This is a genomic window from Tropheryma whipplei str. Twist, from assembly GCF_000007485.1.
Taxonomy (GTDB): domain Bacteria; phylum Actinomycetota; class Actinomycetes; order Actinomycetales; family Microbacteriaceae; genus Tropheryma; species Tropheryma whipplei.
Genome location: NC_004572.3, coordinates 251839 through 269269 on the forward strand (window position 1 = coordinate 251839; position 17431 = coordinate 269269).

General features: G+C 46.6%; 14 protein-coding genes. 13 read left to right on the forward strand and 1 reads right to left on the reverse strand.

Going from position 1 to position 17431, the window contains the following annotated elements; genetic code table 11:
* Positions 1–331 precede the first annotated feature (331 nt).
* The 11 genes from TWT_RS01145 to TWT_RS01175 all read left to right on the forward strand — a co-directional run bounded on the left by TWT_RS01145 (position 332) and on the right by TWT_RS01175 (position 11309).
* Positions 332–715, forward strand: coding sequence for a hypothetical protein (locus TWT_RS01145; RefSeq protein ID WP_044143902.1), 384 nt, complete (start codon positions 332–334; stop codon positions 713–715).
* Between the two features lie 639 nt (positions 716–1354).
* The gene (locus TWT_RS05190) at positions 1355–1753 is read left to right on the forward strand and encodes an Ig domain-containing protein (protein ID WP_411353940.1); all 399 of its coding nucleotides are present in this window, start codon (positions 1355–1357) and stop codon (positions 1751–1753) included.
* Between the two features lie 1904 nt (positions 1754–3657).
* Positions 3658–4080, forward strand: coding sequence for a hypothetical protein (locus TWT_RS05035; RefSeq protein WP_044143904.1), 423 nt, complete (start codon positions 3658–3660; stop codon positions 4078–4080).
* A 424-nt stretch (positions 4081–4504) separates the two neighbouring features.
* On the forward strand, positions 4505–4837 hold the full coding sequence (locus TWT_RS05065; protein WP_237696860.1) for a putative Ig domain-containing protein: 333 nt from the start codon (positions 4505–4507) through the stop codon (positions 4835–4837).
* A 644-nt stretch (positions 4838–5481) separates the two neighbouring features.
* Positions 5482–5844 carry a putative Ig domain-containing protein gene (locus tag TWT_RS04590; protein ID WP_080502112.1) on the forward strand — a complete coding sequence of 121 codons (363 nt, stop codon included), beginning with the start codon at positions 5482–5484 and terminating at the stop codon, positions 5842–5844.
* A 74-nt stretch (positions 5845–5918) separates the two neighbouring features.
* Positions 5919–6068: a hypothetical protein gene (locus TWT_RS04870; RefSeq protein ID WP_155105132.1), complete on the forward strand. Its 150-nt coding sequence runs from the start codon at positions 5919–5921 to the stop codon at positions 6066–6068.
* Between the two features lie 496 nt (positions 6069–6564).
* Positions 6565–6846, forward strand: coding sequence for a putative Ig domain-containing protein (locus TWT_RS01165; RefSeq protein ID WP_044143906.1), 282 nt, complete (start codon positions 6565–6567; stop codon positions 6844–6846).
* 654 nt (positions 6847–7500) lie between these two features.
* Positions 7501–7671, forward strand: a complete 171-nt coding sequence (locus TWT_RS04875) for a hypothetical protein (RefSeq protein ID WP_155105133.1) — start codon at positions 7501–7503, stop codon at positions 7669–7671.
* A complete protein-coding gene (locus TWT_RS01170; protein ID WP_011102420.1) occupies positions 7668–8888 on the forward strand; it encodes an aspartate carbamoyltransferase in 1221 nt (406 codons plus the stop codon). The genes TWT_RS04875 and TWT_RS01170 overlap by 4 nt, the downstream gene beginning before the upstream one ends.
* Before the next feature lie 1095 nt (positions 8889–9983).
* Positions 9984–10253, forward strand: a complete 270-nt coding sequence (locus TWT_RS05195) for a putative Ig domain-containing protein (RefSeq protein WP_080502113.1) — start codon at positions 9984–9986, stop codon at positions 10251–10253.
* A 426-nt stretch (positions 10254–10679) separates the two neighbouring features.
* On the forward strand, positions 10680–11309 hold the full coding sequence (locus TWT_RS01175) for a putative Ig domain-containing protein (RefSeq protein WP_044143907.1): 630 nt from the start codon (positions 10680–10682) through the stop codon (positions 11307–11309).
* A gap of 817 nt (positions 11310–12126) precedes the next feature.
* On the opposite strand, the gene TWT_RS01180 is transcribed toward TWT_RS01175, so the two are convergent.
* Positions 12127–13299 (reverse strand): MFS transporter, encoded by a 1173-nt coding sequence (locus tag TWT_RS01180; RefSeq protein ID WP_011102421.1) that lies wholly within the window; start codon positions 13297–13299, stop codon positions 12127–12129.
* 72 nt (positions 13300–13371) lie between these two features.
* On the opposite strand from TWT_RS01180, the gene prfB reads away from it, so the two are divergent.
* A complete protein-coding gene (prfB, locus tag TWT_RS01185) occupies positions 13372–14502 on the forward strand; it encodes a peptide chain release factor 2 (RefSeq protein ID WP_011096520.1) in 1131 nt (376 codons plus the stop codon).
* A gap of 171 nt (positions 14503–14673) precedes the next feature.
* Positions 14674–17430, forward strand: coding sequence for a cell division ATP-binding protein FtsE (gene ftsE / locus TWT_RS05070; protein WP_011102422.1), 2757 nt, complete (start codon positions 14674–14676; stop codon positions 17428–17430).
* Position 17431 lies beyond the last annotated feature (1 nt).

Genomic DNA, 17431 nt, shown 5'->3' on the forward strand with positions numbered 1-17431 from the left:
CACACCACAGAGTAACTGGTAACACCCACGCCGTGTTACATGTTGCACTGTGGTGCGCGACTTGTAACCGCTTGTGTTGTGTGACTGGTTACTCCACATCCGTTACCCCTGTTGTGTAACCTGTAATACAGCCGCGCGACCTGTAATACAGCCCATAACCACAACAAACACAACATGTAACTCACACGGAGTAACCTGTAACCCCTGCCCGCATTACTGGTAACCCATACTGCACAAACACATACCCTGGCAGGTGAAGGCAATGACCATCACACGGCTACCACATACACAGGCTCTGACAGGGACACGATGGTACGGATTACACTGTGCTGTGAATTACACTGTGTCAAGTATCAAGGATGTGACTTTGCCAGGTGGCAAATACACTGTGCCAAGTGTTAACGCTGTGGCTGTGATTGTAAATGGCATATACATATACCCCACCGATGTACTAACCAAGGGTGGAGAAGGTTATTCACAACAGGTAACACCCGCCCCTTCACATATGCAACTCCGCCGCAATAAACGCTCAACCACCCAATCTCTCAAATACACCAATCATCCTCTCTTTATTCCCACCAATACGATCTTCATAATCCAACAATCAGGATCAGCAACTATCTCTGACTCATTCCCACCAATACTCGGTGCAACATCAATCACATACTCTACCCAATCTCTGCATATACCCAATATCTATCTAACTTCACCATAGACCTAACCCATAACACATGGAGCTATTGTGTAACCGGTAACCCAAACCAGGCCATACAAACTAGTCACAGGACACTGTAACTACCAACAACCATATATCAAGGCAGGTGAGGGCAAAGCAACTCACACGGCTACCCTTACATATACCGCATATAGTAACTTCTCTACCACTGCTATCCGTACTATGTGTATCCGTATCAACCTGTATCAGGGCACCTGTAACCCATAACTCAACAACCCTGTGGAACTACAAAAGTGCTGGCAATGGTGGTGTGCCAAGTATCAGTGGCACGTTTGTAAATAACAAACTCACATACCCAACCAATGTACTAACCGAGGGTGGATCAGGTTATGCACCAAACCCAACAAAGAAAGCAATGACTGTTATATACACCATGAGTACGGGAGGCAAGAATACCTTACCCTCAGGTTACCTGTTACTAATCTCTGTGCGACCTGTAACTCGCTGCCTGCGGGACCTGTTACCCCTGCTGTGTTACATGTAACCGTGTAACCTGTAACTCACACCTGCGCAACTGGTAACCCACAACAACCATATATCAAGGCAGGTGAGGGCAGAAACCATTACACGGCTACATCAATCACATACTCTACCCAATCTCTGCCAAATAACTTCACCATAGACCTAACCCATAACACATGGAGCTATGGGGGAAGTGGTGACACAAACCAGGGGTCGGGTACTGTAACCCTAACTATTACTGCCTATAAAAACTCAACATCATCTACAACACAGACACCAGTTACTAATACAACAGAGACAAGTCCAACTACTGGTGGTCTACCTAAAGGACTAAGTATTGATACAACCAATGGAACCATAACAGGAAGTATAGATACGAGTGTTACACCTGGAGAGTATAAAGTAAGCTTTTATGCTTTTGCATCACCTGTTGAAACCGGTGTTACTGCTTACCAGCTTTGCCATCGCAGTAGTAATTACTGTGTAATACACATCCCACACATGACTGTTATCTATACCATGGATACGAAGAAGAAATCCTTACCCACAGAGTAACCTGTAACCATTACGGAGCAACATGTTACCTGTAACCTCTGTTGTGTTACGTGTAATCCCGTAACACATAACCACCACACAGAGTAACGTGTAACCCCTGCACGCACAACTGGTTACCAACAACCATATACCCAGGCAGGTTCTGACACAGCATCAGCGCAACACGTAACATAGTTAGCAACACATAACACATTTACTCATTACCCTGTGGAACTACATAAGTGCTGGCAAAGGTGGTGTGCCAAGCATCAGTGGCACGTTTGTAAATAACAAACTCACATACCCCACCAATGCACTCACCAAGGGTGGACCAGGTTATGTGCAACAGACAACAAAGAAACCAATGACTGTTATCTATACCATGAGTACTGGTAAGAAGAATACCTTACCCACGGGATACCTGTTACTAATCTCTGTGCGACCTGTAACCTCTGCACCTGCGCGACCTGTAACCCACACCACAACAAACATATACAAGGCAGGTTCTGGCAAAGCACGTTACACGGCTACATCAATCACTGCATCTACCCAATCTCTACACTTCACCATAGACCTAACCAATAACATGTGGACATACACGGGAAGTGACACAAACCAGGGGTCGGGTACTGTAACCCTAACTATTACTGCTTATAAAAACTCAACATCATCTACAACACAGACATGGCATGTCATAACAGTGGGTGCAAGTAACTGTATAAACACAAAAATATATACACACAAGCAACACCTGTAACTCACACCTGCGCAACTGGTAATTCGTGTGTTGTGTTACGTGTAACTCGCACACCCGTAAGCGGTAACCTCCGGTGTGTTACTGGTAACTCACACCTGCGCAACTGGTAATCTGCAACTATTACACAACAACATATATCAATGCAGGTGCTGGCAGAACACGTCACACAGCTGCTGGAAATGGTGTGCCAAGTGTTGCTGTCACACCTGACACAGATGACACATTCACATGGCCCACAAGTGCACCAACCCCACAAGCGTACTAACACAGGGTGGAACAGGTTGTAAGGCAAACCCTGCATATACCCAATCTCTGCCAAGTAACTTCACCATAGACCTAACCCATAACACATGGAGCTATGGGGGAAGTGGTAACCCAAACCAGTCATTGGGTACTGTAACCCTAACTATTACTGCTTTTGATAAGTCAATATCTATATCACAAAGCCCTTACCCCCAGGCCTTACCCTAATCACAAATACAGAACCACATTATCTATTCACATATTCAAGAACTACTACACAGGCTCTGGCACAAACACTGCGCTGTGGATTACACTGTGCCAAGTATCAGTGGCACGGAGGTAAATGGCATATTCACATACCCCACCGATGTACTAACCAAGGGCGGATCAGGTTATTCATCAAACCCAACATCTGTACCCATGACTGTTATCTATACCATGGATACGAGGGGTAGGAATACCTTACCCTCAGGTTATCTGTGACCCGTAACGGAGTAACTGGTTACCCACACAGCGTTACCTGTTGCCCCTGTCGTGTAGCCTGTAACTCACCTCCGCATAACATGCAACTCGTGTGCTGTGTAACGTGGTTACCTTCGGTGCACGACCTGTAACGCCCCGGTGCGACTTATGACCACCATAAACATAACCCGTAACTCATACCCGCAAGACATGTAACCCCATGCTGTGCCACCTGTAACCACCACAAACATATATTTAAAGGTGAGGGCACAACACATCACACGGCTACCCTGACATATACCGCATATCGTACATTCTTTACTTCTTATACCCGTACTATATATCTACCTGCACCAACCCATGTGCTGTGTAACCGGTAACCAATAACCCAACAACCCTGTATCAGGTACAGCCTAATTACTCAGTTACCCTGTGGAACTACATAAATGCTGGCAATGGTGGTGTGCCAAGTATCAGTGGCACAGAGGTAAATGGCAAATTCTCATACCCCACAGATGTACTAACCAAGGGTGGAAAAGACTATTCACAACAGATAACAACCAAACCAATGACTGTTATCTATACCACCGGCAGAGGGCAATCCCTACCCCCAGGCCTTACCCTAAACACAAGTACAGCAAGAAATGCATCAACCAGCTTTCCTGTCAAAGCTATACCTAACTACTATGACTATCCCGGTGATTTCAAGAGCAAACTCTCTCATCGAGTAACCCTGTGGAACTACACAGCTGCTGGCAATGGTGTGCCAAGTATTCATGCTGTGACTTCATATTTGCCAAATGGCAGTGATACATTCCTATACCCCACAAATGCACTAACAACGGGTGGATCAGGTTATTCATCACAGGAAAACAAGTATCAGTGATGTGCTTGTAAATGACACAGTCACATACCCAAAGCATCACAGACATATACATCTACAGATACACCTACATCTCCCTCCTATTCCTCTTACACTGTAAACAGTGGTAACCCGTGGTGTGTTACATGTTGCACTGTGGTGCGCGGGGTGTTACATGGTTACCTGTGTTGCACATGTCTGTGTGACTGGTAACCCACACCTGCGAGACCTATGGCGTATGCGCTGCGCAACCTGTACCCACTGTCAGACACCAATAACCACAATCCATACCATTACACAGAGTTACCGGTTACGTTTGGTGTGCAACTGGTCACGTGTAACCGCACAACCATATATCAAGGTAGGTGCTGGCAAAGACCATCACACGGCTACATCAATCGCATACCCTACCCAATCTCTCAACTTCACCATAGACCTAACTAATAACATGTGGAGCTATGGGGGAGGTGGTAAAACGACACAGACACAGAGTACTGTAACCCTAACTATTACTGCCTATGACAAGTCATCATCATCTACAACACGGATACCAGTTACCAATACAACAGAGACAAGTCCAACTACAAATGGTCTACCTAAAGGACTAACCCTTGATACAACCAATGGAACCATAACAGGAAGTATAGATACGAGTGTTAGCCAAGGTATATATACAGTAGTAGTAACAGGTACTGCACCTACTGTTACTAATAATGCTACAACCCTTAGTAGTACAACTGTTAGTGCAACATATACCATTCTTGTTACGCACAATCCATAACTCCAGCTCCGCCAGAGTTACTTGTAACCTACACTGTGCCAAGTATCAGTGGCACGGAGGTAGGTGGCATATTCTTATACCCCACCGATGTACTAACCAAGGGTGGAGAAGGTTATGCATCAAACAAAACATCTGTATCAATGACTGTTATCTATACCATGGATACAAGGGGTAGGAATACCCTACCCACGGGTCTCTGGTAACCCATTACAGAGTAACTGGTAACCTGTAACAGAGTTACATGTAACCTATACTGCACAACCATATACCCAGGCAGGTGCTGGCAGAGATACCCACACGGCTACCACCTAACACAGGCTCTGGCAATGGCGGTGTCACTGTGCCAAGTATCAGTGCCACGCCTGACCCAGGTGGCAAATTCACTGCCAAGCGTTAATCCTGTGTCTTCGCCTTTGCCAAATGGCAGTGACACATACTCTAATCTCTATCTAACTTCACCATAGACCTAACTAATAACACATGGAGCTATGGGGGAGGTGACACAAACCAGGCCACACAAACACAAACCAGACAAAGGCATCCTTGGTGATGTTACCGGCATCCTTATCAACCCTTGTAGGTCTTGCCGGCAGCGTCCTGCCCGCCGCAGTAACAACACTGGTTAGTAGGGGAGTAATGTAACTATTACACCAACTACACAGGGTTATATAACTTCTTATACAGTTACCAATACAGGTGTTACATCAGGTGGAACTGGTGCAAATGGTCTACCTAAAGGACTAAGTATTGATACAACCAAAGGAACCATAACAGGAAGTATAGATACAGGTGTTACACCTGGAGAGTATGTTGCAACCATTACTGTTACGTATAGTAATGCCAGTACCAGTAAGACAGAGGTTAGTCCTGTATTACCCAGTAGTAGTGTTCATGCACTAACTTCACCAAATAGAACAGCTTACCCTCAGGTTACCTGTAGCCATTACAGCGCAACCGGTACCCGCTTGTGTTATGTTACATGTCACCTGTTACCCCCTGCTGTGTAACCTGTAACCCATAACCTGATTACTCCATATAACTACACAGGTGCTGGTGCGGGTGCTGTGCCAAGATCAAGGATGTGACTTCGACTTTGCCAAATGGCAATACCACTGTGTCAAGTGTTACTGCTGCGCCTTTGCCAAATGGCAAAGTCACATTCACATGGCCCACCGATGTACTAACCGAGGGTGGGCCAGAGTATTCAAAACAGAAAAACAAGTATCAGTGATGTGCTTGTAAATGACATAGTGCAATCCATGGCAAAAGGGAATAACCAACAGCATGCACAGTGCAAGCTAACCAATAACACACACAGTCAATAACACATGGAGCTATGGGGGAGGTGACACAAGCCCAACACAGTCACACAAACACAACACAGGGTACTGTAATCTCTGTTGCACGACCTGTAACACTGCTTTGTGTTACGTGTTACCCACATCCGTGTAACCTGTAACCCCCTGTTGTGTAACCGGTGACATTCATCTGCAAGACCTGTAACTATTACAAAACAACCATATATCAAGGCAGGTGAGGGCACAAACACTGTGCCAAGTATTAATGCTGTGACTTTGACTGTAAATGGCAGTGAGATATACACATATCCCACAAGCGTACTAACACAGGGTGGACCAGAGTATGCACAACACACAACACAGAAACCCATGACTGTTATCTATACCATGGACAAGAAGCAATCCCTACCCACGTGTTACCTGTGACCCATGTGTTGTGTTACGTGTAACACAACAACATATACCAATCTGTCTTATACAGTTACCAATACAACAGAGACAAGTCCAACTGGATCTGGTGGTCTACCTAAAGGACTAACCCTTGATACAACCAAAGGAGAGATAACAGGAAGTATAGATACAGGTGTTAGCCAAGGTATATATACAGTAGTAGTAACAGGTACTGCACCTACTGTTACTAGTAATGCTACAACCCTTAGTAGCACAACTGTTAGTGCTGTATATACCATTCTTGTTACGCACAATCCATAACTCCAGCTCCGCCAGAGTTACTTGTAACCTGTTACATTGCGCTGTGTCACGTGGTTACATGTAACCTATACTGCACAACCATATACCAAGGCAGGTGAGGGCAGAGATACCCACACGGCTACCACCTCACACAGGCTCTGGCAGCGGTGGTGTGCCAAGTGTTACTGCTGTGCCTTCGCGTGGGTCAAATGGCGGTGTCACTGTGCCAAGTATCAGTGCTACAAAAGGCCCAGGTGGCAGAGAGACATCCCCCAATCTCTGCACGACTTGTTGCACTGTGTTGCGTGACTGGTTACCCCACACTCGCGCAACCCGTAACGCCGTGTTGCGTAACCGTGCGCGTAACAGAGTTACCCGTAACCCGCACTCGCGCAACCTGTAACCCCCGGTGCGCGTTACAGGTAACCGCTTGTGTTGCATACCCGTGCACACCACAGGTTACCTGTAGCCATTACAGAGTTACCGGTAACACATACTTGTGTTACATGTAACCCGCTGGCGCACAACATGTTACTCACCTCCGTATAACATGCAATGTTGTGTTACGTGGTTACCTGTGGTGCGCAACTGGTAACTCGTGCCTGCACAACCCGTAACCCACACCTGCACAACCCGTAACGCTGTATAAACACAAAAATATACTGTGGTCTGATAATGCAGAATATTGCACTAGATGATGCATCAACCAGCTTTACTGTCAAAGCTATACCTAACTACTATGACTATCCCAGTAGTTTCAAGAGCAGTTTCACCCACACAGTTACCCTGTGGAACTACAAAAGCACCGCAAAATCCCAAGGAAGGCTTATTAAACTGGTAATGTGACTGCTCATAATACCCCGAAGGTTCATTGTGTTATCCGCCAGGCTTTACGAGGTCAGCGCATAGGCCCCCGGCAGCTTGCCGAGCAAATTGGTGTTGACATCAAACAACTTTGGTCATGGCTGGAACCCACATGGTCGCAAACACTTGACATCCCGCAGTCCATTCTGCATGACCTGGAAGATGCTATTGATGACACATCCGCGTTTTACAATACTCAACACTTGTTATCCATTGACCAAATAAATCGCAGAAGCCTTGAGAGATTATTTTATGTAACAGATATGTTTCAGCCCCTTGCAAGGCGTCAGGTGAGGTGCAACATTCTGAACGGCGCGGTCCTTGTCTGTCTTTTTTACGAAGCTAGTACGCGTACAAGATTTAGTTTTTCGACTGCTTTTTCCCGGATGGGTGGGGCCGTTGTGACAGAGGCCGATATGCTTCAGTCTTCCTCGGTTGCAAAAGGGGAATCAACCTCAGACACCAGTCGAGTTATTTCTGGGTATGCGGATATTGTAGTTGTTCGGCATTCAGAACTTGGATTTGCTGAAAGATACGCCTCTGACAGCTTGGTTCCGGTTATAAATGCCGGAGATGGTTCGGGCGAGCACCCGACCCAGGCGATTCTGGATGTATACACAATAGAAAGTGAATTTCTTTACAGAGAGAAAACAATCGATGGCAGCTGTATTGCGATCATCGGTGATCTAAAACACGGCAGAACCGTTCATTCACTGATTAAGCTTTTATCCCTTTATGAGGGGTTAACATTCAAAATATTTTCTATAACAGATCTTGAGCTTCCGAATGATTTTCATGATCTCCTGTCTGGTCGTGGTCATACCCTAGAGGTTTGTGACAGCTTGAGGAATGCTGTCAATGCCGCAGATGTTATTTATGCAACGCGTGTTCAAACAGAAAGGATTGCGCAGGACTTGACAGCTGTAACGGGGTGTAGGCTGACACGGGAAGTGCTTGATGATTGTAAAAAGGATGTGATTGTATTGCATCCACTTCCACGTGATTCCCGCCCAGATGCTCTAGACATAGGAACTGATCTTGATTCGTACAGTGGGTTTATGCCATTTGGTCAAGCGAATAATGGGGTTCCTGTTAGAATGGCAATCTTCTCAGAAATCCTGGGGATAACCGACAAAATAGAGTTCGCAGATTCTATACCATGGGCAAGAAGAATACCTTACCCCCAGGCCTTACCCTAAACACAGGTACAGTACCACAGTATCTATTCACATATACAAGAGGTACTACACAGACATATGCAGTAACTCACTGCCAAGTATTCATGCTGTGACTTCGACTTTGCCAAATGGCAATGCTACATTTACAGCCACAGTATCAGTGACACGCCTGGCCCAGGTGCCACATTCACATACCCCACCGATGTACTAACAACGGGTGGATCAGGTTATTCATCACAGATAACACAGAAACCCATGACTGTTATCTATACCATGGATACGAAGAGGAATACCTTACCCACAGGTTACCTGTAACCCGTAACAGAGTAACTGGTAACTCATAACCGCACGACCGGTAACGCACGCAGAATTACCTGTAACCTCCGGTGTGTTACTGGTAACCACAACAAGCATGCATTTAAAGGTGAGGGCAAAGCACGTCACACGGCTACCCTGACATATACCGCATATAGTACATCCTTTGTTTCTACCCGTACTATATATCTACCTGCACTAACCCATGTGCTGTGTAACTGGTAACCCATAACACAACAACCCTGTATAACTACACAGGCTCTGGCCCGGGTGGTGTGCCAAGTATTAATGCCACGGAGGTAAATGGCATATTCATATACTCCACAGATCCACTAACACAGGGTGGATCAGACTATTCAAAACACCCAACATCTGTACCAATGACTGTTATCTATACCATGAACAAGAAGAACTTACCCACAGGCTTCCGGTTACTTGTAACCCATTACAGAGTAACTGGTAACATCCACACCCGCGCAACCTGTAACACACACGGGGTCACAGGTCACCCCTGGTTCTCAACTGGTTACCCATAACCACAACCATATACCAAGGCAGGTGCTGGCGCAACAACTCATACGGCAACATCAATCACATACTCTACCCAATCTCTATCTAACTTCACCATAGACCTAACCCATAACATGTGGACATATACAGGAAGAGGTAACCCAAAACAGGCCACACAAACACAAACCAGACAAAGGCATCCTTGGTGATGTTACAGGCATCCTTATCACCCTTGTAGGCGTCCTTACCCACTTAAGTAACCAGTCTGGTTAGTAGGGGAATAATGTAACTATTACACCAACTACACAGGGTTATATAACTTCTTATACAGTTACTAATACAGATATTACATCAGGTGGAACTAATGCAAATGGTCTACCTAAAGGACTAACCCTTGATGCAACCAAAGGAACCATAACAGGAAGTATAGATGGGGGTGTTAGTACGGAGTTATACAAAGTAACTATTACTGCAACTGCACCTTCCTATTCTTCCTCTACAACCCTTACTAGTACAAGTGTTACTGCAACATATACCATTCTTATTACCCCTGTTGTGTAACCCGCAACTCATAACCTACAACCCGTAACAAACACAACCCTGGCAGGTACTGGAAATGGTGTGCCAAGTATCATGGAAATGACTTCGACTGTAAATGGCAGAGTCACAAACCCAACCCATAACACATGGAGCTATTGGGGAGGTGGTAAAACAAACCAGGCCATACAAACCCAAACACAACACAGGGTACTGTAACCCTAACTATTACTGCCTATGACAAGTCATCATCATCTACAACACGGGCATGGACTGTCATAACAGTGGGTGCATCTAGCTGTATAAACAAACAGAACTGACCATAACTATTTACAGCACCATATATCAAGGCAGGTAATGGCATAAAACAGTACCCAACTAAATACACGGCTACACGATACTGCATGATAGATTACCCAGCTACTACACAGCTACCCCTTAACACACCGCATGCCCTTAACACACCACATATATACAGTAGTAGTAACAGGTACTGCACCTACTGTTACTAATAATGCTACAACCCTTACTAGCACAATTGTTAGTGCAACATATACATTTCTTGTTACCAGTACTACACCTGGTTTATCTAGTACAGCCACAGGTGTATCTATAGGTCAGACTAATATAACTATTACACCAACTACACAGGGTTATATAACTTCTTATACAGTTGCTAGTACAGATGCTACATCTGGTGGAACTAGTGCAAATGGTCTACCTAAAGGACTAACCCTTAATTCCTCTGGAACCATAACAGGAAGTATAGATACGAGTGTTACACCTGGAGAGTATAAAGTAAGCTTTTACGCTTTTGCATCACCTGTTGCTACCCTTCGTATACCTTCTTATCTTGTTACATATACCTTTTATGTATTACCCAGTAATAGTAGTAGTGTTCATGCACTAACTTCACCAAGTAGGGCATGTAACAAACAAACATACTGTGGTCTAATAATGCAGAATATTGCACTAGATGATGCATCAACCAGCTTTACTGTCAAAGCTATACCTAACTACTATGACTATCCCAGTGATTTCAAGAACAAACTCTCTCATCGAGTAACCTCTGTAATGTAACCTGTAACCCATCTCTGCAAGACCTGTAACCTACACTGCACAACCATATATCAAGGCAGGTGGTGGCAAAGCAACTCACATGGCTACCATCTACATAGGCTCTGGCAGCGGTGGTGTGCCACAGATTACACCGTGCCAAGTGTTGATCCTGTGACCAAGCATTCATCCTGTGCCTTCGCGTGGGTCAAATGGCAAAGAGACATACATATACCCCACCGATGGACTAACCAAGGGTGGATCAGGTTACAGGGCAAACCCAACAACCAATGACTGTTATCTATCTCATGAGTACTGGCAGAGGGAATACCTTACCCACACCCGCATAACATGTAATGCTGTGTTACGTGTTGCACATGTCTGTGTTACCTGTAACTCGCTAGTGCACAACATGTGACCCCTGGTTCACGACTTGTAACCCGTTTGTGGTGTGTTACCGGCTACTCCACACCCGTAAGCGGTAACCCACACGCCGTGCGACATGTAACCCGTGAATCTGTAACAGGTTCTCTGTAATGTTACTGGTAATCCTTGTTGTGCGACTTGTAACACACACGGGGTTACAGGTCACCCCCGGTTCGCAACTGGTTACCTGCACAGAGCAACATGTTACCTATCCCTGCGCAAACCGGTAACGTTGTGTTGCATACCCGTTGCGCGCAACAGAGTTACGTGTCATCTATCCCTGTGAGACCTGTAACCCACACCTGCGCAACTGGTAACCATTACACAGAGTTACATGTAACCCACTGGTGTGTAACTGGTTGCTCAACCCAGCGCGACTGGTTACCCCCCACATGTCACAAATCGCGCTCGCATGTTAGGTTTTAGCTCGTTTATTGGGCAGGTAAATGTGCAGGTAGCGTATCATAATCCCAGCCGCAGCAAAGCAGGTCAGACCCATAACCCCAGCCGCGCCGGTAAGACTTGTAATTCCCAATAGGGTTGACATACCGAGCGGACCAACACTCTGCCCAATATCGGTTACAAGACGCCACACACTTATAAATGCGGTCTGATCAGATGTTCCAGCAAGGTCAGCCCCAAGGGTTAGGATAATCCCACTTCCAAGAGCGTTACCAATTCCCATCAACAGGCTAATAGCCAAGAAAGCCACATAACTTTCGGCAAAGAAAACGAGGAGATAAGCCCCACCAACCATAAACAATGCTGGCGCAGCGGACCACACCCGCCCCCACTTATCCATTACATATCCAGAAGAATAGAACAGAAACGCCTCAAGGGTTGACCCAATACCTATTATGAATGTAATTTGTTCCGGCTTAAGGCCAACATGTAATCCAACCAGTGGCAGAATAACCGACCTGCTAACCCTCGCCGCAGCAAGTATTCCAGCGGCAGAACCAATTGTAATCAACTGGCCCTTTTTAGACTGAACAGCTTCCCACATAGCTTTTATACTGTTTGGCTGCTCTGCAAGCATTTTGGGTGACTTATCAGTTTTCTGCACATTCCGCACCAGGAACAGAAAAATGACCAAGAGAATAACAATAGCAAGATGCACAACAAACACGCTTCGCACATTTCCTGTCAGAACAACAACACCTGACACAAGAAACGTACCCAACGCTCCGCCGAGCCTGAACGCTCCGCCGAGCACTGAGAATGCCCGTGCCCTGACCTTCAAAGGAGTATAAAGAGTCATAAAGGAGTGCCGTGCAACACCATACGCGCCAAAGGAAAAACCACTCAGAAACACCCCAAATGTAAGCAGCGCAACACTGCTAGAGAAGATATTTATAAGCACACTGATTCCCGCGCAGCTCAGCGCAATCATCATGCCGCGCAGCTCGCCGAATCTGCTTACGACAATGCCGCCAGGTATATTACTCGCAAGATACCCAATCAGGCCAGCTGAAACAGCAAGACCCGCAAGAGCACTGGAGGAGCTCTCATGCGCGGCTATAAGCGCAACCGAGGGAAGAAGGCCACCCTCCACCATAGAGGATAGAACCGATGGGATAAAAACCACTATTATTGTTGGGAGTAGCTGTTTTATGTTACTTACCTTTCGTTTCTCACTGTTTTTGCAAAATAGCGCAGTATGAATATTACCGAACTTTTTGATTCCCTGAAGGAAATCGAGAAGACCTTCAGTGAAATAACAAGTGTTGTTTCGCCAGTTTTGCTCTCAAAGAGAATAGCAGAACTAACCGCTCGCGTGTCGGATCCAGATCTTTGGACCACACCCGACAGGGCACAACAGATCGCGCGTGAGCTCAGCATTACAAAAGCCCAACTCGATCGCCTAACAAATCTTGAAGCCCAACTTGATGAAATGCGTGTTCTGGTTACTCTATTAGAGAATGAGCATGACGCTGGCCTGCTTGATGAGGGCAGCAGAAAGGCGAAATTACTCCTTGAGGAGGCCAACCACCTGTTGATTCAAAACATGCTAAATAATGAGTACGATTGCTATCCTGCAGTGCTTACAATCCGGGCAGGAGCGGGCGGTATTGATGCCGCCGATTTCGCACAGATGCTCTTGCGAATGTATATACGGTGGGCCCAAAAACACTCTTCCGAAGCGATTGTAATGGACATAAGCTATGCCGAAGAGGCCGGCATTCGTTCAGCAACCCTGCGAATTGATCTACCATTTGCTTTTGGTAAGTTACATCAAGAGTCAGGAACTCATAGGCTGGTTCGGATTAGCCCGTTTAACGCAGCCGGAAAAAGACATACAAGCTTTGCTGCAGTTGAGGTAATACCTCTCCTAGAGGAGGTATCTTCTATCGAAATAACTAATGATGAAATCAGAATAGATGTCTTTAGATCATCAGGACCCGGAGGACAGTCTGTTAACACAACAGACTCAGCAGTCAGAATAACCCATCTCCCAACAGGAATTGTAGTCTCCTGCCAAAACGAGAAAAGCCAGATACAAAACCGAGAATCAGCAATGCGGATCCTGCGAGCGAGGCTGCTCCTTAACAAGAGACAGGAAGAGGCTGCCATTCGTAAGGAGCTTGCCGGAAACATAGTTGCAAGCTGGGGTGAGCAGGTGCGCAATTATGTTCTCGCGCCTTATCAGCTTGTAAAGGATCTTCGCAGTCTGCACGAAAGTTCCATGCCGGACAAAGTGTTTGACGGTGACATTGATGGCTTCATTGATGCCGGAATAAAATGGCACGCGCAAAAACACATACTAAACCAAAATGGCACGCGCGAATAGAACATTCGGAAACCGGCGTGACAGACAAACATGACTCGGGCAAACATGACTCGGGCATAAACAACCACAAAGCACACAGGGCCGGCCAGAGCACGCGCAAAAACACATACTAAACCAAAATGGCACCGAGAGAGTGATAAAATTGCTGATACGAGCTAGACTTTTGTTGCAGTGATACGCTTCAAGAATGTCTCCAAGGTATACCCAGGGGCTCAGCTGCCCGCGCTGAGCGATGTAACACTCAATATAACGCGCGGTGAGTTCGTTTTTCTAGTTGGTGCCTCTGGCTCGGGTAAATCAAGTTTTTTGCGTCTTATTCTCCGCGAAGAGCGGGCGACAACGGGCCTTCTCCATGTTTTAGGTCAGGATCTCACAAAAATTCGGTACCGTAAAATCCCGGTTTTTCGTCGAAGTCTGGGTGTAGTCTTCCAAGACTTTAGGCTTCTGGCAAATAAAACCGTTTTTGATAATGTCGCCTTTACCCTAAAAGTGATCGGTCGCTCAAGTGGGTTTATACAAAATGCAGTTCCAGATGTTTTGCGCACTGTTGGATTGGAAAATAAGTCTGACAACTTTCCCGGCGAGCTATCCGGCGGTGAGCAGCAAAGGGTTGCTATTGCCCGAGCCGTTGTAAACAAACCGGCAATATTGCTCGCAGATGAGCCTACAGGAAATCTTGATCCCATTACCAGTGCGGGGATTATGCAGATCTTTGAGCGTATAAACGCCGGGGGGACAACCGTTGTGATGGCAACTCATGAAGCGAGTATAGTCAACGAAATGCAAAAACGAGTTGTCGAGGTCAGTCAGGGATGCATCGTGCGGGATGAAGTCCAGGGTGAGTTTGGTATCACAACGAAACTCCTGGTTCAAGATAAAGAAGTATCGGTTTTTCTGTCAACAAAAGAGGGTGCAGCAGGTAGCAGTGATGCAAGTAGCTGCGCAAATAACATAACCGGCACAGGGAGATGTGACACAGGATTACGTGATACCCATAAATCTGATACACATAATGCAACACCCCGTGACCGCGCATTATTACATGACCCTGGATTACATGACACAGGATTACAGGGAGATGTGACACAAGGGTACATGACACAGGGTGTTAGGCACAGCACTAACCTGAACAGTGCCAATCAACACAGCGACAGACAGTACAGTGACGGGCAGGGCGGTGTAGATCAGTACGGTGATTCGGGCATTAATTCGCAAGACAGATTACCTACATCTGTCCAGTCGGCAGATACAGAGCGCCACACAGGGCCAGATAACACAGGGCAGTACCCAATCCAAAAAATACCGGGACAGACAAATGCGATATACAACCCAAATAGTCAACCCAATCCAAAAAATACCGGGACAGACAACACAGTGACGGGCAGTCGTGTTTCATACCGCGATAGACACGACAACATAGATCAAAACAGATCAGTCCAGTGCCAGACAACACAGATCAGTGACGATCAAAACCGGGCAGTACCAAACAATGTAAATGCACCAAACAATACACCAGCCAGTCGTGTGCCCGGGCGCATGCCCAATGGCCATATGTTGGATGATCAAGATTCTGACAGATTCAATACAAATTACTCGATTACCAATAATGCGGATATATCTGATAGTATGTTGTACGGCGATGCATCCTCTGATGGTGTATTATCCAGCACCTTGATGCACGCTGACCATATCGCAAGCGGGCGTGGTGAACGCGGTGTTAGCATTGTCGCCGCGGGTGCGCGCCCGCACACTCCTCAACCGTGCACAGGTCAATCTCATACGGATCAACCGTGTGACCTGGGCCGGTTGTGTGATCCGCATGAGTTACCACATCGATTCACCGATGAGCGTACCGACAAATTACCCACTTCACAGTTACACGGATTACAGGTCACCTCCGGGTCACAACACCCAACAAACCAAGGGGTACATGATACAGGTAACAGAGGCAAGGATACCCCTGAGCACAGGGATGGGCAACACAGGGATGGGCACAGCGGTGCCGATCAGTACAGGGACGATCAACATAGATCAGTACAGTACAGCACAGATCAGAGCGGGACGGCCCACCGTGACGGGCAAAACCGGGCAGCGCAGCAGAGTGCCAGACAGTGCGGTGAATCACACAGTGATTGCCACAGCGATGGGCAACATAGCGACAGACAACACAGCAACGATCAGAGCGGTGACGGGCAACACAGCACTGTTGAGGAGAGCATCCTGGAGGCAGAAAAGCTATCTATTGCAGCCCGCACAGCAGCAGATAGATTCCATACTCCATTTAGTCTTGATAATCCATATTATGCACCCCACAGCACACAACACAGATCAGGGCAAAACAACACAGATCAGAGCGGTGACGGACACACAGAGCGGCGTAGATCAAAACAGTCGGAAACCGGCGTGACAGACATACATGACTCTGGCATAAACAGCACCAAAGCACACAGGGCAGCAAGCAAAACAGGGCCGATCAAAACAGGGCCGATCAAAACAGGGCAGTACCCGGGCCAAACAGACAACACGGGCCAAAAAATACCGGGACAGGCGAATGCGATATACAACCCAAACAGTCAACACGATCTAGAAAATACTGGGACAGACAAAACAGTGCCGGGCAGAGCTCTGCCCGGCATCACAGATCAGAGCGGCGTAGATCAGTACAGGGACGGGCAGAGCTCTGCAACAGATACCGCAGCCCACACAAATACACACTCCACAGATACACGCCACGATAACACACACGAGCACATGCGACGTTTATTACCTGACAGTGATCAATCTGGCAGTGTGGATACACCTGTTGGCGCAACACGCGATCCAAAATCGAATACAGATCAACACCGTGACGGGCAGAGCGGGGAATCACACAGATCAGTGCAACACCGCGCGCCCCACGATCCAGAAAACACCGGACCTGACAGGTAAA